The 19,378-nt window shown below is 64.9% G+C and carries 14 protein-coding genes; 8 read left to right on the top strand and 6 right to left on the bottom strand.

The window, feature by feature from the left end; translation table 11 throughout:
• Positions 1-176 precede the first annotated feature (176 nt).
• Complete coding sequence (locus AC0V2Y_RS26225) at positions 177-2,282, top strand: prolyl oligopeptidase family serine peptidase (RefSeq protein ID WP_475415910.1); 2,106 nt, start codon at positions 177-179, stop codon at positions 2,280-2,282.
• A 170-nt stretch (positions 2,283-2,452) separates the two neighbouring features.
• On the opposite strand, the gene AC0V2Y_RS26230 is transcribed toward AC0V2Y_RS26225, so the two are convergent.
• Positions 2,453-3,076, bottom strand: a complete 624-nt coding sequence (locus AC0V2Y_RS26230) for a glutathione S-transferase family protein (protein ID WP_475415911.1) — start codon at positions 3,074-3,076, stop codon at positions 2,453-2,455.
• Between the two features lie 254 nt (positions 3,077-3,330).
• On the opposite strand from AC0V2Y_RS26230, the gene AC0V2Y_RS26235 reads away from it, so the two are divergent.
• Complete coding sequence (locus AC0V2Y_RS26235; RefSeq protein WP_475415912.1) at positions 3,331-6,033, top strand: M1 family metallopeptidase; 2,703 nt, start codon at positions 3,331-3,333, stop codon at positions 6,031-6,033.
• Positions 6,034-6,559: 526 nt separating this feature from the next.
• The gene (locus AC0V2Y_RS26240) at positions 6,560-7,306 is read left to right on the top strand and encodes a YceI family protein (RefSeq protein ID WP_475415913.1); all 747 of its coding nucleotides are present in this window, start codon (positions 6,560-6,562) and stop codon (positions 7,304-7,306) included.
• On the opposite strand, the gene AC0V2Y_RS26245 is transcribed toward AC0V2Y_RS26240, so the two are convergent.
• A complete protein-coding gene (locus AC0V2Y_RS26245; protein ID WP_475415914.1) occupies positions 7,269-7,898 on the bottom strand; it encodes a LysE family translocator in 630 nt (209 codons plus the stop codon). The two genes, AC0V2Y_RS26240 and AC0V2Y_RS26245, sit on opposite strands and share 38 nt — an antisense overlap.
• A 156-nt stretch (positions 7,899-8,054) precedes the next feature.
• Here AC0V2Y_RS26245 and AC0V2Y_RS26250 point away from each other — a divergent pair, with 156 nt between their 5' ends.
• Positions 8,055-10,943 carry a hybrid sensor histidine kinase/response regulator gene (locus AC0V2Y_RS26250; protein ID WP_475415915.1) on the top strand — a complete coding sequence of 963 codons (2,889 nt, stop codon included), beginning with the start codon at positions 8,055-8,057 and terminating at the stop codon, positions 10,941-10,943.
• Here the strand turns inward: AC0V2Y_RS26250 and AC0V2Y_RS26255 are convergent.
• Both AC0V2Y_RS26255 and AC0V2Y_RS26260 read right to left on the bottom strand, forming a co-directional pair.
• On the bottom strand, positions 10,928-11,839 hold the full coding sequence (locus AC0V2Y_RS26255) for an alpha/beta hydrolase (protein ID WP_475415916.1): 912 nt from the start codon (positions 11,837-11,839) through the stop codon (positions 10,928-10,930). The two genes, AC0V2Y_RS26250 and AC0V2Y_RS26255, sit on opposite strands and share 16 nt — an antisense overlap.
• Positions 11,840-11,841: 2 nt before the next feature.
• Entirely contained in the window at positions 11,842-14,985 is a 3,144-nt protein-coding gene (locus AC0V2Y_RS26260) for an NAD(P)-binding protein (protein WP_475415917.1), read from the bottom strand.
• 200 nt (positions 14,986-15,185) lie between these two features.
• Here AC0V2Y_RS26260 and AC0V2Y_RS26265 point away from each other — a divergent pair, with 200 nt between their 5' ends.
• Positions 15,186-15,734 (top strand): phosphohydrolase, encoded by a 549-nt coding sequence (locus tag AC0V2Y_RS26265; RefSeq protein WP_166448106.1) that lies wholly within the window; start codon positions 15,186-15,188, stop codon positions 15,732-15,734.
• 340 nt (positions 15,735-16,074) lie between these two features.
• Positions 16,075-16,650, top strand: a complete 576-nt coding sequence (locus AC0V2Y_RS26270; RefSeq protein WP_475415918.1) for a response regulator — start codon at positions 16,075-16,077, stop codon at positions 16,648-16,650.
• 416 nt (positions 16,651-17,066) lie between these two features.
• On the opposite strand, the gene AC0V2Y_RS26275 is transcribed toward AC0V2Y_RS26270, so the two are convergent.
• Positions 17,067-17,288, bottom strand: coding sequence for a hypothetical protein (locus tag AC0V2Y_RS26275; protein ID WP_092605904.1), 222 nt, complete (start codon positions 17,286-17,288; stop codon positions 17,067-17,069).
• Positions 17,289-17,507: 219 nt separating this feature from the next.
• Between AC0V2Y_RS26275 and AC0V2Y_RS26280 the strand changes: the two genes are divergently transcribed.
• Positions 17,508-18,095, top strand: coding sequence for a chromate transporter (locus AC0V2Y_RS26280; RefSeq protein ID WP_475415919.1), 588 nt, complete (start codon positions 17,508-17,510; stop codon positions 18,093-18,095).
• The gene (locus tag AC0V2Y_RS26285) at positions 18,092-18,676 is read left to right on the top strand and encodes a chromate transporter (RefSeq protein ID WP_475415920.1); all 585 of its coding nucleotides are present in this window, start codon (positions 18,092-18,094) and stop codon (positions 18,674-18,676) included. Before AC0V2Y_RS26280 ends, AC0V2Y_RS26285 begins: the two co-directional genes overlap by 4 nt.
• A gap of 2 nt (positions 18,677-18,678) precedes the next feature.
• On the opposite strand, the gene urtE is transcribed toward AC0V2Y_RS26285, so the two are convergent.
• The gene (gene urtE / locus AC0V2Y_RS26290; protein ID WP_475415921.1) at positions 18,679-19,377 is read right to left on the bottom strand and encodes an urea ABC transporter ATP-binding subunit UrtE; all 699 of its coding nucleotides are present in this window, start codon (positions 19,375-19,377) and stop codon (positions 18,679-18,681) included.
• Position 19,378: the final 1 nt, after the last annotated feature.

Genomic DNA, 19,378 nt, shown 5'->3' on the forward strand with positions numbered 1-19,378 from the left:
CATTACCGGGCCGCAGAAAATACGGCCAGGCGATCCAACAGCGAATATTATAGGAAATACATGCTAAAGCTGCACTAATATCTACATCACACTGGTTCCTCACAGCAATCCATGGCACCATGGCTGCGCCGTTTTGCCTGCAACACGGCCTCCATCGGACCAACCAGGAACCCACCATGTCGTCATATCGCACTCTCGCCGGCAGCATGCTGCTCGGCCTGGCCGCAGCGGGCATTGCCCATGCGCAAGCTCCCGCCCCTGCCGCCGCCAACACCGATCCCCATTTATGGCTGGAAGAAGTCCTCGGCGACAAGCCGCTGGCCTGGGTCAAACAGCACAATGCCGTCACCACGAAGGAACTGGAAAGCCAGCCCGGCTTCCCGGCCCTGCAGGCGCGCCTGAAAACCATCCTCAACTCGAAGGAACGCATTCCCTACGTCAGCAAGGAAGGCGAGTACTACTACAATTTCTGGCGCGACGCCCAGCACGTGCGCGGCATCTGGCGCCGCACCACCCTGGCGCAGTACCAGCTGGCGGAACCGGCATGGGAAACCGTGATCGACCTCGACCAGCTGGCCGCCGGCGAGCATGAAAACTGGGTCTGGGGCGGCGCCTCCTGCCTGTATCCGAAGGGCGAACGCTGCCTCATTTCCCTGTCACGCGGCGGCGGCGACGCCAAGGTGGTGCGCGAATACGACGTGACCAAACGCGCCTTCGTCGACGGCGGCTTCAGCCTGCCGGAAGCGAAGGGCAGCGCCAGCTGGATCGACCAGGACACGCTGTTCGTGTCCACCGATTTCGGCCCCGGCTCGATGACCAGCTCCGGCTACCCGCGCATCATCAAAGAGTGGCAGCGCGGCACGCCGCTGGCGCAAGCGCACACCTTGTATGAAGCCAAGCCCGACGACCTGAGCGCGGGCGCCTACAAGGATTTCACGCCCGGGCACGAGCACCAGTTCATCGAACGGCAAATCGATTTCTACAGCGGCGAAACCTTCTTGCGCGACGGCGCGGACCTGAAGAAAGTGCCGAAGCCGGACGACGCGACGGCCTTCACCGTGCGCGATCAATTGATCATCACCCTGCGCTCGGACTGGAAAGTCAACGGCAAGACCTACCTGCAAGGCTCGCTGCTGGCCACCGATTTGAAGGACTTCATGCAAGGCAAGCAGGAGCTGGAAGTGCTGTACGCGCCCACGGCCACGTCGTCGCTGGACAATGTCACGGCGACCAAATCGGCCATCCTCGTCACCACCCTGGACAAGGTCAAGAACCGCCTGACGGAACTGCGCCACGTGAACGGCAAGTGGCAGCGCCGCGCCGTCGATGCGCCGAAGCTGGGCACCCTGGCCGTCAGCGCGCTCGACCCGGTCGACTCGGAGCAGTACTTCCTGACGGTGACCGACTTCCTCAATCCGACCACCCTGTACCTGGCCACGGCGGGCAGTGACAAGCGCACGAAAATCAAGTCGCTGCCCGCCTACTACGATGCGGCGCCGTACAAGGTGGAGCAGTTCGAATCGACGTCGAAGGACGGCACCAAAGTGCCGTATTTCGCCATCATGAACAAGAAGACGAAGTTCGACGGCCGCAACCCCACGGTGCTGTATGGCTATGGCGGCTTCGAAGTGTCGCTCAAACCGAGCTACAGCGGCACCACGGGCGTGGCCTGGCTGGAAAAAGGCGGCGTGTACGTGCTGGCGAATATCCGCGGCGGCGGCGAGTTCGGCCCCCGCTGGCACCAGGCGGCGCTGAAGGAAAACCGCCAGCGCGCGTATGACGATTTCATCTCGGTGGCGCAGGATCTGATCAAGCGCAAGGTCACCAGCCCGCGCCACTTGGGCATCATGGGCGGCAGCAATGGCGGCCTGCTGACGGGCGCCGTGCTGGTGCAGCGTCCCGATTTGTTCAACGCCGTCGTCAGCCAGGTGCCGCTGCTCGACATGCGCCGCTATAACAAGATGCTGGCCGGCGCCTCGTGGATGGGAGAATACGGCGACCCGGACGTACCGGAACAATGGGCGTACATCAGCAAGTACTCGCCGTACCAGAACGTCTTCAAGGATAAAAAGTATCCGCGCGTGCTGTTGACCACCTCGACGCGCGACGACCGGGTCCACCCCGGCCATGCGCGCAAGATGGTGGCGAAGATGGAAGAGCAAGGCCACGACGTGCTGTACTGGGAAAACACGGAAGGCGGCCACGCGGGCGCCGCCAACAACGACCAGCAGGCGCTGATGTGGGCGCTGACCTACACCTTCCTGCACGAGCAGCTGAAGTAAGTGGTGATGTCGGATTACGCGTTCCGCTAATCCGACCTACCGGGCTGTCGGCCGGCGTAGGCCGGCGTAGGTCGGCGTAGGCCGGCGTAGGTCGGCGTAGGCCGGCGTAGGTCGGCTTAGCCCAACGGGCGTAAGCCGACAACATTGTCGACGCGGCCCGCAGGCACTGCTTACCTTGCCTGCGCGCTGGGCCGCTCGGCGATACGGTCGCGGTAGGCTTGCAAGTTCTGCAACCCTTCCGCGCCCGGACGGTATTTCATCAGGCCGCGCACGAATTCCAGCGCGCAGAAGGCCGTGATGTCGGCAATCGTAAACCGCTCGCCGGCGATGTAGGGCTGGTGGGCCAGCACCTGGTCCAGCCATTGCGCCGTCTCGCGCAGCTTGCCCGCCTGCGCCGTGGCGAAATCGGGAAACTGCGGGTTTTCCAGCGCCACCAGGGCCGGGTGGCCGTGGCGCGCCCAGTTGGCGGCGGCGCTGAACAGGTGCAGTTCCACGCGGCGGTCGGCCATTTCGATAAATGCGCGCTCCTCGAATCCCTCGCCCATCAGGTTGGGCTGCGGCTGCAAGCCTTCCAGGTAGGTGCAGATGGCGCGCGTCTCGGTCAGCACGCGCCCGTCGTCCAGTTCCAGTACGGGCACGCGGCCCAGCGGGTTTTTCGCCAGGAAGGCGGGATCGCGGTGCTGGCCCGCCATCAGGTCGAGCGCCACTTCCTCGATGCCGGTGATGCCCTTTTCGGCGATGAACATGGTGACGCGGCGCGGATTGGGCGTGCGGGGGCTGATAGTCAGTTTCATGTGCTTGGGTCTCGTCTCGTTATGGTGGCGGCCAATCCGCTGCGGGACTCGCCTGCGGCAGTACAGTCAGGCGTCCATCATACCAGCGCACCGGCATGGTGCGGCGCCTGTGGCGCGTTGACTTTGCCCCCGTTTCACCTTAGATTGCTGTACGGGAACGCTGGCCGCCAGTTCCAGCGATGTCCCCCACACGTCATCGACGCCCGCAGCCTATCCGGCTGGCGGGCGTTTTATCCATGCACCAAGGGCATACCATGCATCGCACACCGACTCCGCGCTTCCGGCGCAGCCAACTGGCCGCCGCCGTCCTGGCACTGGCTTCCATCGCCGCCGCTGGCGTTCCTCAAGCGGGCAACGCCGCTCCCGCCGCCAGGTACGCCTCGGCCAGCCACGCCGCCACGACCACCACGCAGCTGCCGCGCGGCGTCACGCCCCTGCACTATATCGTCTCGATCACGCCGGACGCCGCCGCCTCTACCTTCAAGGGCGAGGTGGCCATCAAGGTGGCCGTCGACGCGCCGACTGCCAGCATCACCTTCAATGCCTTGAACCTGGCGTTTGCGGCCGCCGCCATCGAAGGCGCGGGCGGCAGCAAGCAGGTGACGCGCAAGATCGAGTTCGATGCGGACAAGCAGACGGCCACCGTGCATTTCGCCGAACCCGTGACGAAGGGCGAGTACCTGCTGCGCATCGATTACAGCGGCAAGATCGGCACGCAGGCCACGGGCCTGTTCTCGCTCGACTACGACACGCCGCAAGGCCGCCAGCGCGCGCTGTACACGCAGTTCGAAAATTCCGACGCGCGCAGCATGCTGCCATCGTGGGATGAACCGGACTACAAGGGCACCTTCGCGCTCGACGTGGTCGTGCCGAGCAGCCAGATGGCCGTCGGTAACATGCCGATCGCCAGCAGCGAAGAGCTGGGCAATGGCATGAAGCACGTGTACTTCGCCACCACGCCGCGCATGTCGACGTATCTGCTGTTCTTCGGCCTGGGCGACTTCGAGCGGGCGACAACGATGGCCGACGGCACGGAGATCGGCGTCATCACGAAGAAAGGAGCGCTGGCGCAAAGCCGCTTCGCGCTCGACGAGTCGGCTGCCCTGCTGCGCGAATACAACGATTATTTCGGCGTGCGCTACCCGCTGCCCAAGCTTGACAACATCGCCGCGCCGGGCCGCAGCCAGTTCTTCGGCGCCATGGAAAACTGGGGCGCCGTCTTCACCTTCGAATATGGCCTGCTGCTCGACCCGGCCATCTCGACCCAGGCCGACAAGGAAAACATCTACACCACCCTGTCGCATGAAATGGCGCACCAGTGGTTCGGCGACCTGGTCACCATGCGCTGGTGGGACGACCTGTGGCTCAACGAAGGTTTCGCGTCGTGGATGGAAAGCCGCACCACGGAGCGTCTGCACCCGGAGTGGAACACGGCCCTGTCCAGCGTGGGCGGGCGCGAGTCGGCCATGAGCCAGGACGCGCTGCGCACCACGCACCCGGTGGTGCAGCGCATCGCCACCGTGGAGCAGGCCAGCCAGGCCTTCGACGGCATCACCTATCAAAAGGGCGAGGCGGTGATCCGCATGCTCGAAGCGTATGTCGGCGCCGACACGTGGCGCACGGCCGTGCGCAGCTACATGCGCAAGCATGCGTATGGCAATACGGTGTCCGACGACCTGTGGCGTGAAGTCGATGCGGCCGCCGGCAAGCCCGTCAGCGCCATCGCCCATGATTTCACCTTGCAGCCGGGCGTGCCGATGATCACGGTGGGCGAGGCCGTGTGCAGGAACGGCAATACGCGCGTGCACCTGACGCAGACGGAATTTTCCAAGGACCAGCCGAACAAGAAACCGCTGTCGTGGAAAGTGCCCGTCATCGCCTCGACGGTCGGCAACGGCAAGCTGGCCACGGTGCTGGTCAGGAATGGCAAGGCGACCCTGAACGTGCCCGGCTGCGGCGCCCTGCTGGTGAACGCGGACCAGAGCGGCTACTACCGCACCGTGTACGCGCCTTCCAACACGCGCGCGCTGGCGCGCAGCTTCGCGCGCCTGGCGCCGATCGACCAATTGGGCTTGCTGGCGGACAGCCAGTCGCTGGGCCTGGCGGGCGCGCAAAACCTGGCCGATTTCCTGGAACTGGTGAAAGCGACGCCCCTGTCGGCCGATCCGCAGGTGCTGGGCAAGGTGGCCGCCTCGCTGAACGGCCTGTATGAGCAGTACGCCGGCGACCCCGCGCGCCAGCAGGCCTTCGGCCGCTTTGCCGTGGCGCGCCTGGCGCCGATGATGGCGCAGACGGGCTGGGAAGCGCGCGCGGGCGAAGCCTCGAGCATGGCGACGTTGCGCGGCCAGCTGATCGCCATCCTCGGCGACATGGGCGAGCCTGGCGTGATCGCCGAGGCGCGCCGCCGCCATGCGGCCAGCGAGCAAGACCCCGCCGCCATGCCCGCGCCGCTGCGCCGCACCATCCTGGGCGTGGTGGCGCAGCATGCGGACGCCGCCACCTGGGAGCAGCTGCACGCCAGGGCGCGGCAGGAAAAGACGCCGCTGGTGAAGAACCAGCTGTACGACCTGCTGGCCTCGAGCGACGATCCCGTCCTGGCGCGGCGCGCGCTGGCGCTGGCGCTGACGGATGAACCGGGCGTGACGAACAGCCCGGCCATGATCTCGCGCGTGTCGCGCACGCATCCGGAACTGGCCTTCGACTTCGCGCTGGCGCACCTGGAGCAAGTCAATGCGCGCATCGACGCCAGCTCGCGCAGCCGCTACTTCCCGCGCCTGGCCGCCGCGTCGGCGCAGCCGGACATGATCGCCAAGCTGGAAGCGTACGCGCAGGCGCACCTGCCGGCCGGCGCGCGCGGCGACGCCGACAGCTCCGTGGCCGGCATCAAGTACCGCATCAAGCTGCGCGCCGAACGGCTGCCGGCCGTCGATGCGTGGCTGGCAAAACAGGCGGGTTAAGTGCTTTCCCGGCGCCGCGGCGCCGGGAAGTGATGAAAACACAGGCAAAAAAAACCGGCTTCGCAAGGTGCGGTAGCCGGTTGAAACGCTGTTTCAGAGCGCAGGGATAAAACGGAAAACACATGAAAAAGTGGAAATCGTGCCGGTCATTGAGGTGTCCGGCAACCTTGCGCTCGGGGTTTCCGTGCGCCATGTATCCACTATGCCAGCCCTTCGTCGAGACAGGCTTAGGACTTCATTAAATCCCCGGCCGATTCCTGCATTTCCCCTGCCCTGCCCTGCGATCATTGCTGTAAAACAAATCTTACATGTCTGGTGCCGATGGTTGAGCTCACCGGCTAAGCTGTTGAGTCATGCCTGCATCCTATCGCTCCCGGAACGTAGTGATTTGCGCACCGCATGCTGTGTGCCAACGAAAGCATCATAACAGCGGCATATGACCGCCTTATGACGTAGCTCTAACATTGCACGCGCGCCACCGCGCGGATCACGTACTATTCTCCCATCGCCCTTGTCCCGTCTACCCATGCCCACCCAGAACCACCGCCCGCCTTCAGCCATCCGCACCACGTTTCTGCTCGCCTGCGCCGTGCTGGCATCCTGCACGCCCTTGCCGCCCGCTCCTGCCCCCGCTTCCGCGCCGGCCGCCCCTGCCGCCGTGCCGGCGCCCGCGTGGCAGCGGCAAGGCATGTACCTGCTGCACATCGCGCCCGCAGAATCGCTGCTGACCATCACCGTGCGCCGTGGCGGCGCGCTGGCGCGGCTGGGGCACGACCACGTGGTGGCCAGCCGCAGCCTGCAGGGCGTGGTGGCGCCCGCGCCGGGGCGCGCGCAGTTGCGCTTCCGGCTCGACGAGATGAGCGTGGATGAGGAAAGCCTGCGGCGGGCGGCCGGCTTGACGACGACGCCGTCGGCCGACGCCATCGCCGGCACGCGCCACAACATGCTGGTGCGCGTGCTCGAGGCGGAACGCTATCCGTGGGTCAGCATCGAGGCGCGCCGCTCGGGCGATAAGCAGGTGTTTGATGCGGACATCACCCTGCATGGCGTGACGCGCGCGGTGCGGCTGCCCGTGCGGATCGAGCAAGCGGCCGATGGGCGCAGCCTGCAGGCCAGCGGCAGCCTGCTGCTGAAACAAAGCGACTTCGGCATCGTGCCGTTCGCCGTCCTGGGCGGCGCCATGGCCGTGCAGGACCAGATGGAACTGGCGTTCCGCATCACCGCCCGGCAAGAGGTCAGCGTGCCAGGATCAGGCGCAAGCCGAGACCGATGAAGATGGTGCCGGCCACGCGGTCCAGCCACAGGCCGGCGCGCGGGCGGCGGTTGAGCCACAATCCGACGGCGCCGGAAAAATAGCCGAGCAGGCCGAACAGCACGCACGCCTGCGCCGTGAAGACCAGGCCCAGCTGCGCCGTCTGCCAGCTGGCATCGCCCTGGCCCGCGACGATGAACTGCGGCAGGAACGAGAGGAAAAACAGCACGACTTTCGGATTGATACTGTTGGCAAACAGTCCCTTGCCGAACAAACGCAGCAAGGATTCGTCGGGCAAGGCGGCCGCGCCATCGACTCTGGCGCCGCCGCGGCTGCGCAAGGCGCCGATGCCCAGCCACACCAGATACAGCCCGCCGGCCACTTTCAGCGCCGTAAAAGCCGCGGGCGAGGCGGCCAGCAGGGCCGACACGCCGATGGTCGCCAGCACGGTGTGCGTGAGGCAGCCAAGGGCGCAGCCCAGGCCGAACGCCATGCCCTGGCGGCGCCCGCGCGACATGCCCACGCCCAGCACCATCAGGTTGTCGGGGCCGGGGCTGGCGGTAATGAGGACGGCGGCGGCCAGGAAGGCCAGGAACTGGTCGGGACTGAGCATGATGATCTCGCGGGCAAAGGCGCCATGATACCGGAGCGGGCGCCATGCGGGCAGGACATGAAATTGCCCGTGTGTCACCGAGAGTCGATTAAAATGGGCACTCCACAGCAAACGGCGCTGCCGCCCTTTCCCGCGCGACCATCACCCAACCCATCGATGCCAGCCCACCCGCCCCCCTCCCGCCACCGCGCTTCCAGCGCCCGCGTCAGCGCCTGGCTATGCGGCTGGGCGCTCGTGCTCGGCCTGCTGTTCGGCCTGCTGGGCCTGGCGGGCGCGGCGCAGGCGGCGCCCTTACCCCTGGGCATGCAAGGCATCGCTCACCTGGGCAAAGGCGGGCAACTGTTTCTCGCTGGAAATGACGCCGCGCCTGCCGATGCCGCCGCCCTGCCCGCCTGGCTGGCGCGCCAGCGCCGGGCCGACCAGGTCGACCTGTTCGGCGGCGCCTACTGGCTGCATGCGCAGGTGCGCAACGACAGCAGCGAAGCGGCCTGGGTCATCGACCCGAACGACACCCTGATCGACCTGGTCGACCTGCACGTATATGGCCCCGGGGCGCACACGGCGCCGCGGATCTTGCTGACGGGCTACCAGCGGCCGCACGAATATTTGCTGCACTACGGCATGAACGTGCAACTGGCGCCGGGCGCCACGTACGACATCCTGATCCGCTTTTCCAGCCCCTACTACGCGCGCGCCCCCATGTTCGGCGTAAAGACGCAGCACGACTACCGCAAGCTGGTGGGCAAGGAAAACTTCCTGATGGTGGCGTCCATCGGCGCCCTGCTGGCGCTGGGCCTGTTCAATTTCTTCATCTTTTCCATCACCCTGGAAAAGGCCTCGGCGTATTACGCGCTGTACGTGCTGACCTATGGCCTGGCCTGGGCCATGACCTTCCACGTCTTTGCCGACCTGTTCGACTGGCACCAGCTGCAGCTGCATTACGTGCCATTTTTCCTGTTGCCCGTCTTCAGCACCCTGTTCTACATGCATTTCCTGCGCCTGCGCGACTACTCGCTTCTGCTGTACCGTCTCAGCAAGGTCAACCTGGCGCTGCCCTTGCTGCTGCTGCCCAGCTGTTTCTTCGCCCTGTCGTATGCGCACACGCTGGCCACCATCGCCATCAGCATCTGGATGCTGCTGGCGCTGGTCTGCGGCATCGTCGTCTGGCGCCGCGGCTACCAGCCGGCGCGCTTCTTCGTGCTGGCCTTCGTCGCGCTGATGCTGCCCGGCTTTCTGATCCTGCCGGCCAACCTGGGCCTGATGCCGGCCATGGTGGCCAACGCCCAGCTGGTGACCCTGCTGGGCGGCACCTTCGACGGCTTGCTGCTGGCCTTTGCCCTGGCCGACCAGATCCGCCTGCTGCGCAACAACCTGGAACAGCGGGTGCAGGAACGCACCCTGGCGCTCACCCTCAGCAACGACGCCCTGCTGAAGGCCAAGGAGCACGCGGAAGTGGTCAGCCGCCACCGCATCGATTTTCTGTCCGCCATGAGCCACGACATCCGCACGCCGCTGGCCGGCGTGATCGGCATGCTGAAATTCGCCCTGCGCGACCAGTCCGTCAAGGGCCGCACGCAGGAATACCTGCGCATCGGCCTGCACAATGGCGTGTCGCTCCTGACCATCCTCAATGACATCCTCGACTTTTCCAAGATCGACGCGGGCAAGCTGACCCTGGAGACGGTGGACTTCGACCTGCTGGCGCTGATCGGTGACGCGGCCGGCATCGTGCAGGGCCAGGCCGATGCCAAGAGCCTGCTGCTGCGCCGCGAACTGGCGCTGGACCTGCCCCGCTACGTGCGCGCCGACCCCACGCGCCTGCGGCAGATCCTCATCAACCTGCTGGGCAACGCGCTGAAATTCACGGCCAATGGCGAAGTGCTGCTGGAAGTGCGGCGCGCCCGCACGCCGCCGCGCGGCGACGGCCGCAGCGAGATCGAATTCATCATCAGCGACACGGGTCCCGGCATCGACGCGGACACCTTGCCGCGCCTGTTCCAGAAATTCGAGCAGGCCGACCATTCCACCACGCGCCGCTACGGCGGCACGGGCCTGGGACTGGCCATCTGCAAGGAACTGGTCGAACTGATGCAGGGCGCGATCGGCGTGGAAAGCCGGGTCGGCATCGGCTCGCGCTTCCATTTCACCTTGCCGCTGACGCCCGGCAGCGCGCCGGCAGCCGACGCGCGCCGGCCGGCACGCCAGGCGCGCCATACCTGCCGCCTGCGCATCCTGTGCGCCGAAGACGTGCGCACCAACCAGATCATCATCGGCACTCTGCTCGAAAGCATGGGCCATGACGTGACCATCGTGGAAAACGGCGAACAGGCGCTGCGCGCGCTGGGATCCGGCCCCTACGATTGCGTGCTGATGGATGGCCGCATGCCCGAAATGGATGGCGAACAGGCCGCGCGCCTGATCCGCGACGGCGGCAATGCCCAGTTCCCCATTCCCGACGCGCACATCCCCATCCTCGCGCTGACGGCCAACGCCAGCGAACATGACCGGCAACGCTACCTGGCCGCCGGCATGGACGACTTCCTCAGCAAGCCCGTCGACGAGGCGCTGCTGTTCGAGAAAATCGACGCCATCATCGACCTGCTGCTGGCGCGCGGCCACGCGCTGCCGCCGGCCGCGCCCACCGAGGACCACACCCTGGCGCGCCAGTTCGGCCTGGCCGACGCCGGCGAGCCGGTCGCTCCGGCCGATCCCATGACGGCGCCCGTGCACATCCTGCCGCTGGCAGGCCTGTCGGCGCAGCACTTGCAGCGCATCGCGCAAGCGTTCTTGACGGAAGCGCCGCGGCGCCTGGACCTGGCTTGCCACGCCGTGCGCGATGGCAATGCCAGCGCGGCGGCAGCTGCCTTCCACGCCTTGAAAGGCAGCGCCGGCTACCTGAGTCGTCCCACCCTGCACGGCCTGTGCCACCAGATGGAAACCCTGGCCTCGAACGGCCAGCTCGACAACGTGGAGCAATTCCTGCCGCAGCTGCGGGCGGCGCTGGACGTGGCGCGGCGCGATCTGGAAGATCAGCCCGCAGGTTGAGGCATCCAGCCATGCGATTGCAGCCACGCCAGCAGCAGCTGCGGCCACGCGGCCGGTTCGCTGTCCGGCTTGCCCAGGCCCCAGCCATGGCCGCCGTGCCGGAACTGGTGCAGTTCAAACGGCACGCCCGCGCGGTCCAGGGCAGCGCCCATCAAGCGGCTGTTGTCGGGCGGTGAAATCGGGTCGTCCAGCGCCTGAGCGATGAACATCGGCGGCGTGCGCGCATCGACGTGGCGCTCCACCGACAGCGCATCGCGCGCCGCCTGCGTGGGGTGACTTCCCAGCAGCTGCTTCTTCGCATGCGTCGTGTCGAACGGCGCTTCCATGGTCAGCACGGGGTACAGCAGCACGACGAAATCGGGCCGCGCCGAGACGCCATCGATCGCATCGGCGGGCGCATACAGGGCGGCGTCCGGCTGGACGGCCGTCATGCCGGCCAGGTGCGCGCCGGCGGAAAAACCCAGCATGCCGATGCGCGCCGGGTCGATGCGCCACTCGGCCGCGCGCGCGCGGATCACGCGCATGGCCCGCTGGCCGTCCTGGAACGGCGCGCTGGCGCCACCGCCTTCCTGCGGCAGACGGTACACGAGTTCAAACGCCGTGACGCCCTGTGCTTGCAGCCAAGCGGCGGCGGGGCCGCTTTCCTTGCCCGCCTCGATATGCGCATAACCGCCGCCGCTGACCAGCAGGATCGCCGTGCCGTTCGGCTGCGCCGGGCGGTGCGCGATCAGGTAAGGCTGCTCCACCTGCGTGATGGAGCCTTTGGCGCTGGCGCGCTGCGGGCCCGACGCCGCGCCGCCGGGCGGCGCGCCTGGCCACAGCACCATGGCGCCGGGCGGCGCGGCGCCCGCGTGCAGGTGGACAAGGACAAGACACAACGGCATCAGGCGCTGCATGCCTAGAAATCCGTCTCGCCCTGGATCACGGCCGGATAGCCCGTCATGGCGCGCGCGGTCTGCATGCCGGCCATCACGGCCGCCTCGACGCAGCCCGCGTTGAGGCCCGTCCTGATCCAGTCGCCGGTCAGGAACAGGTTGCTGAAGCCCGACTGGTCGGTGGCCAGCCGGTACTGGGTGCTGCCCACCACCGACATCACGTAGCGCTCGGACGGATCGACATTGGCGCGCCAGTACTGGCTGTCGAAGCGCGCCGGCCCCGTGCCAGCCTTCGCGTCGACCAGCCATTGCCACGGGAACGCGCCCGGCGCGCCCGCCTCTGGCCACAGCGCGCCGATCTCGCGTTCCAGCTGGTGCAGCGCGCCCTGCTTCGCGCTGGCCGCGCAGCGGGCGGGGAAATCCGTGTCGGTGACGGGCGGGTAGCTGTCGACGGGGAAGGCGCTGCAAAAATACGAGACGTTTTTCGGCTCCAGGCCCGCCGGCCAGTCCTCGTGCGCCAATAGTTGATCCATCGGCGCCCACGTGTCGTACGGCTCCGTGAAGGCCGACAGCACGGGCTGCTGGCCCTTCGGCTGCGTGGTCCAGCCCATCTGCGCCAGGTTTTTGTTCAGCCACACCTGGTAAGCCTGCGTGGCCACCGTTTTCACCTTCTCGGCCGTCAGTTGCAGGGCCGGGCTTTGCGCCAGCAGCTGCGGGCACAGGGCCGGCAGCGAGCCGATGGAAATGCCGAACACCACCTTGTCGAAATCGACGCCTTTCTTCAAGACCGTGGCGGGCAGCTGCCGGCCGAACGCCTGCTGGTACTGCTGCGGCCAGCCGCTCCAGTACGATTCCAGGTTGACTTCCTGCTCCTGCAGCAGCGTCGCCTGGGCCGGTTCGATCTGCGCATAGTCGGGCGCGCTGGGCCAGCACGCCAGCCCTTTCACGTCCACCAGCGGCGCGTAGCCGGCGGCGGAGTCCTTCAATTGCACCTGCTGCGTGATGCGGATGCTGTCGATGTCGCCCGCGCCTGGCACCAGTTCTTCCACGCGCTGGAAGAACTTAAATTCCACGCCGCGCTTGCGCAGCACTTCGTACAGCGGCGTGAAAATCGTGTCGCCCATGCCGGCCTGCATCTTGAACATGATGCCGCCCTTGTAGGCCAGGCCGATGCGCGCCATCGCCCGCAGCAAGGTGCCCGCCTCGATGTTCGGCTTGGCGAAATCGCCGCCCTCGTAGGCGAACACCAGGTCGTAAAAACCGCGCACGGGGGCCGAATTGACGCTGAATTGCTCGTCGCCGCCATGCTTGCGCAGCCAGGCGCGGAAATCGATGTCGTTGATGACGTCGAAGCCGTTCTTGAACACGCCATCCTCGAACATGCCCTTCATGACCGTGATGCCCAGGTCCAGGCAGGTGAACAGCCGGCGCAATTCGTCGTCGCCATCGATCAGGGCGCGGTAGCGCAGGCGCAGCCAGCCGCGGATGCCGTTCAGGGTGCTGGCCAGCAGCTGGTGGCGGGCCTGGTCGTGGCGCGTGGAGTCCGGCGCCAGGTCGGCCACCAGGGCGGCCAGCGCGCCCACGGACAGGCCCACGTCCAGCCCCAGTTCATCGGCCTGCCCCACCACTTCGTCAGCCAGGCGGCGCAGCCAGCCCGGCCACACGCCTTCGCCGTCACCTGGCTGCGCGCTGGCGCGCACAATGCGCGCGTCGGCGTCCGCCACCTGGCGGATCTGGCGGATCCACTGCTCGATCCAGCCCACCATGGCGATGGCCATCTGCCACAGGGTGATGTCTTCGCCGCCCTCGCCCGGCTCGCCCGGCAAGGTGGGAAAGACGATGGACCAGTTGCGCCATTGTCCCTTGACGTCTTCCGACAGGGCCACGTAATCGTGCTGCTTGAAGGCGTCGCGCCAGGTGGCCAGCGGCGCGCCGGGCGGGCGTTCCAGGCTGGCGTAGGCTTCCTTGATCATCCTGAAGGCGTTGGCGTAGAAGCCGAACCAGATGTGCAGGCCATGCTCCTCGATGCGCTGGCCCGCCTGCGCATTGCGTCCGCTGGCGCCCTTGCCGCCCAGACGCCAGCCCAGCTGATAGACGGTGATGGCATGCCGGTTTTGCCAGCCCGGCTGGTTCGTCAAATAATACGCGGTGGTCATGGCCGCCACGCCGCCGCCGAGGATGGCGATCTTTTCCGGCGCGATGCGTGAATTGTCGACCAGCTCCTCGCCCGGCATGGCCGTGAAGTCGAAGTTCACATTGAACGGCAATATCGCCGCCTGCGGTCCCAGCTGCAAGCCCAGGGTCTGGTCCAGCGGGAAGCTGTCGAAGGCGTGCACCGTGCATTCGTATTCATAGCCGAGCAGGCGTGCGCTGTGCAGGCGGTTGATTTCGGCCGGCGCGGCCACCAGGGCCTGGTACACGGCTTTCACGCCCGCGCTGTCGGGGAATTGCTTGAGGAATATCTGGTCGATGCGCGGGTTGCGCAGCAGCGACAGGATATCGGCCCAGCCGGCCTGGTCCATGTCGAAGAAATCGGGGATGGAGAGAAAAATCTGGAATGCCTGCTCGATAAGTTCGAGGAAACTGTTGACGCTCTTGTGCTGCCCCGTCTGCACGGTGGCATTGACTTCGAGCAGCGGGTGCAGGGCGAGTTTCGTTTCCGGCGAAAAATGCTGGAAACCCTTGGCCGCGACGGAACAGCGCAGCGGCTCGCTGCCGGCGGCGGGAATCTCGTAGTCGCACAGGTATTTCGGATAGCCGAACAATTCGCGCCCGTTGATCAGGGCCATGGCGTCATCCACAAAAATGTGGCACGGATACCAGTAGATATGCGCGAGCTTGCCGTGTTCATCCATCTGGCCGACCATGATCCAGGTGACGATATCGACCTCCGTGATCCAGCCCTTGGCCTGGTCGACGGGGTTGGCCGAATCGGCATGGTTGACGCGTGTAAACGTCAGCATCACGTACGGCGACAGGGCTTTCAGGGTCATCTTGCTGCCCGCTACCTGGTTCAGGGTGGTATTCACGGTGGCCTGCAGCTTGGCCAGGTCGCCCCTGACGAAATAGCCGTACATTTCCGACTGTTTCAATTGCAGCGGCGAGTGCATCATCACCGAACCGCCCTGATAGATATACGAAGGTCTTGCCGAAGGTATCGCCGTCATTGCCCTGCCCCTAAATGAAGTTTCAGACAAACAAGATTGCTATAGTGTATTTGAGAAAGAACAATGAATGATATGAAATAAATTAAAGGATTTGCCAAGATGCATAGGCTCAGCAGCCCGCCGCCTGCGCACGGCAGCTGGGGCAAGCCCATGCCATCGGGTGTACGATGAAGCATCTTGAGCGTTCCGAGCACCATGCCATGGCAATGATTACCACCGACTACGTTTCCACCTATTCAGGCAACCGTTTTTATCCCTTGCGCCCGCATATCGACAAGGTAGCCATTGAAGACATTGCCCACGGCCTCGCTTACCAGTGCCGCTTCAATGGACAGACGCAAGTGTTTTACTCGGTCGCCCAGCACAGCCTGATCGTCGCCGAACTGGTGCCGCCCCATTTGCGCCTGGCCGCCCTGCTGCACGATGCGGCCGAAGCCTACCTGGGCGACATGGTGAAGCCCTTGAAAGTGTTGCTGCCGGAATTTGCCGTGCTGGAAGACAAGGTCAGCGCCATCATCGCCGCCACGTATGGCCTGGATTTTTCCGATTACGCACCCATCAAGCGGGCCGACCTGATCGCGCTGGCCACGGAAAAGCGCGACCTGATGCCGCACTCGGCCGAACGCTGGGCTTACCTTGACGGCATCGCCCCCTTGCCCGGTATAATCGAGGCCATGGGCCCGGCCGAAGCCAAGCAGCGCTTCCTGCATGCCTTCGCCCAGCTGAGCGGGCTTGGGCTGGCCGCATGAACGGACGCTAAGCCCCGGTTTTTGCACGGCTTTTTCAGATATCCACAGCAACTGTGGATAAAGTTGTTGATAAGCCCCTCTTGACAAGCCGCAACACCAGCATTGATGCGGGTTTCAACAATTTGCTGATTTCACAGGCAATTTTTTACTCCAATAAAATCAATGACTTGCAATCACGAATTTGCGCTCGATCAAAGTCACTTCACCGCCATGAAAATATATTTTGCTGTGCATAAGCAATCCAGGCGCCGGACCGTCTTGCTTGAACAGCATTGTTTTGACAAACCCCGCAGACTGGCATAGTGTGGAGTAGCAAGCACGATCAACGGTGGATAAATGCATGAACATGGATAGCGACAGCGCCGCCAAGGGGGCGGACGAACCGGACTGGCTGGTCGATGAGCCGTTGGCCCGGGCAGACGCGACGGCAGAGACTGCCAACGCGGCGCCATGGCGCGTGCTGATCGTCGATGACGATGTCGACGTGCACGTGGTGACCAAGTTCGCCCTCAGCCAGGCCAGCTTCCAGGGCCGCAGACTGAGCTTTTTGCACGCGTATTCGGGCGCCGAGGCACTCAGCCTGCTGCGCGGCACACAAGATATCGCCGTGGTGCTGCTCGATGTGATCATGGAAACCCAGGATGCGGGGCTGCACGTGGCGCGCCAGATCCGCGAAGACCTGCACAACAGCGCCGTGCGCATCATCCTGCGCACGGGCCAGCCGGGCCAGGCGCTGGAACACCGCATCATCATCGACTACGACATCAACGATTTCTGGTGCAAGACCGACCTCACCACGCGCAAGTTGTTTACCACCGTGATCGCCTCGCTGCGCACCTACGCCACCCTGCGCGAGGCGGAGCAACACGTCGCCGAACTGGCCGCGGCCCTGGCCCAGTGCGGCGACACGCCCTGAACACGGCCGCTACTTTCAGTCATAAAAACAAGAGCACTGGATAGGCATACAGGCTTGTGGCATGCCCTATTTTGGCCCATCTTGCGCGCCGATGGCAGGCGCGGGCCGGTCCCATTTTCCTAAGTGGCGGATTGTTAAGCGCTTTTTCAGATATCCACACGGACTGTGGATATCTTTGTGGATAAGGGCCTATTGACAGCCCTCAAAGCCACAGCCCGTGCGGCTTTCAATAAACTGCTCAATCAAACAGCAAAAATAAAATCCATTAAAATCAAACACTTAGAAAATCACACATAATCACAAGAAAATTATTTCGCCAATTTCGTTAGCCCATCATTTGTGCATAACTGAGCCGTAATGGACAATCCGACAACGCCGGGCTGACGCTGCCGGCAACACAGTTGCCGTGCGGATACTCAGTGCACGGTCTGGCGGCGCTGCTCCGGATGCAGCAGCACGCGTTCGATCAGTTCAGGGGCGACATTGTATGACTTCAGGTATTCCAGCGCGCACAAGGTACTGAAGGCAGCCTGCACGGCGATGCCCAGGTTGACGATATCGCACATCTTCTGATCGACCCGCGTATGCAGCACCACGGTTTTGACGGGCATATGCAGCGTTTCTGTGGAATGAGGCATGATAAGCAACTCCTGCGAAGGGGACGGAGGGATGAGAGGGCGTAGCGGGGCGAGCCACGCCAGCGCGGACAGGGATAGCGGTCATGTTGCCGCTAAAAGTATTGCCGATAAACTCTCGATGTCAATGGCAGGGAAACATGAGCCACGGTTTTTTTCTTGCAGGTACAAGCAGAGCCGAAAGCGATGGACAAGCGCGATCGGCCACGGCGATAATCAGTCATGCCCTCGCCTTCCACGCCCCAGCCTGACCAGCCCCGCCCGCAACCCGCCTCGCTTGCCGACCTGTTCTTCTCGTTCACCTGGCTGGCCCTGCAAGGCTTTGGCGGCGTGCTGGCCGTGATCCAGCGCGAAATGGTCGAGCGCAAGCGCTGGCTGACGCAGGAGGAATTCCTCGAAGACTGGGCCGTGGCGCAGATCATGCCCGGGCCGAACGTGGTGAACCTGTCGCTGATGGTGGGCGGGCGCTATTTCGGTTTAAAAGGCGCGCTGACGGCGCTGGCCGGCATGCTGGCCGTCCCCCTCGTCATCGTCCTGCTGCTGGGCGTGCTGTACACGCGCTTTGGCGACAACCCGCAGATGGCGGGCGCCCTGCGCGGCATGGCGGCCGTGTCGGCCGGCATGATCGCCGCCACGGGCGTGAAGCTGGCGACCGCGCTGAGCAAGCATCCGCTGCCCCTGTGGCTGACCTTATCCATCACCGTGCTGGGCGTGCTGATGGTGGCGGTCTTCCGCTGGCCCCTGCTGTACATCCTGCTGGGCCTGGGCGGCATCGGCTGCCTGCTGACCTATCGGAAGCTGTCTTCATGAATCCGCCCCTGCAACTGGCCTTGAGCGCGGGCGACTGGCTGAACCTGTTCGCCCACTACCTGATGCTGTCGCTGATGTCGATCGGCGGCGCCATTTCCACCACGTCTGAAATGCACCGTTTCCTCGTCGAACAGCATGGCTGGCTGACCCAGACGCAATTCAATGAGTCGATCGCCATTGCGCAAGCAGCGCCCGGCCCCAACGTGCTGTTCGTCGCCCTGATGGGCTGGAACGTGGGCATGAATGCGGGCAGCTACACGGCCGCGTATCTTGGCGTGTTCATCACCATGTTAGGCATCATGCTGCCCAGCACCACCCTCACCTACGTGGCAGCCCAATGGGGCTACCGCAACCGCGACCTGCGCCCCGTGCGCGCCTTCAAGCAGGGCATGGCGCCCATCGTCGTCGCCCTCCTGATTTCCACCGGCATGATCCTGGGTGGCGCCAACCACGACATCCGCACCGACTGGCCCCTGTGGAGCCTGTCCATCGTGGCGGGCCTGATCATCTGGCGCACGAAGATCCATTTATTGTGGCTGCTGGCGGGCGGCGCCGTGCTGGGCTGGCTCCAGCTCGTCTGACCTTACACGGCCAGGTGCCGCTTAACGTCCTCGCCATCCATCTGCGCCGCCAGTCCGCTGGCCACCACGCTGCCGCGCGACAGCACGATGAACTCGTCGGCCAGTTCGCGGGCAAAGTCGAAATACTGTTCGCACAGCACGATGGCCATGTCGCCCCGTTGTTTCAACAAGGAAATGACCCTGCCGATATCCTTGATGACGGAAGGCTGGATACCCTCCGTCGGCTCGTCGAAGATGATCAATTGCGGCTCGGCCAGCAGGGCGCGCGCGATGGCCAGCTGCTGCTGTTGCCCGCCGGACAAATCACCGCCGCGCCGCGCCAGCATCTCTTTCAATACCGGAAACAGCTCGTACACGTGGGGATCGATGCGCGAGGCCAGCCTGCCCCGCTTCACCGCCATGCCCATTAGCAAGTTTTCCTCGACCGTCAGGCGCGCGAAGATGTCGCGCCCCTGCGGCACGTAGGCCATGCCCAGCCTGGCGCGCGCGTGCGGCGTCATTTTCGTGATGTCGCGCCCCTGGAACACCACCGTACCCTGCGCCACGGGCAGCACGCCCATCAGGCATTTGAGCAAGGTCGTCTTGCCCACGCCATTCCTGCCCAGCAAGGCCAGGCATGCGCCCTGGCGCACCGACAGGTCGATGCCGCGCAGGGTGTGCGAGGAGCCATAGTACTGATTTAATTCTTGCACTTCGAGCATG

This window comes from Janthinobacterium sp. BHSEK, from assembly GCF_056174685.1.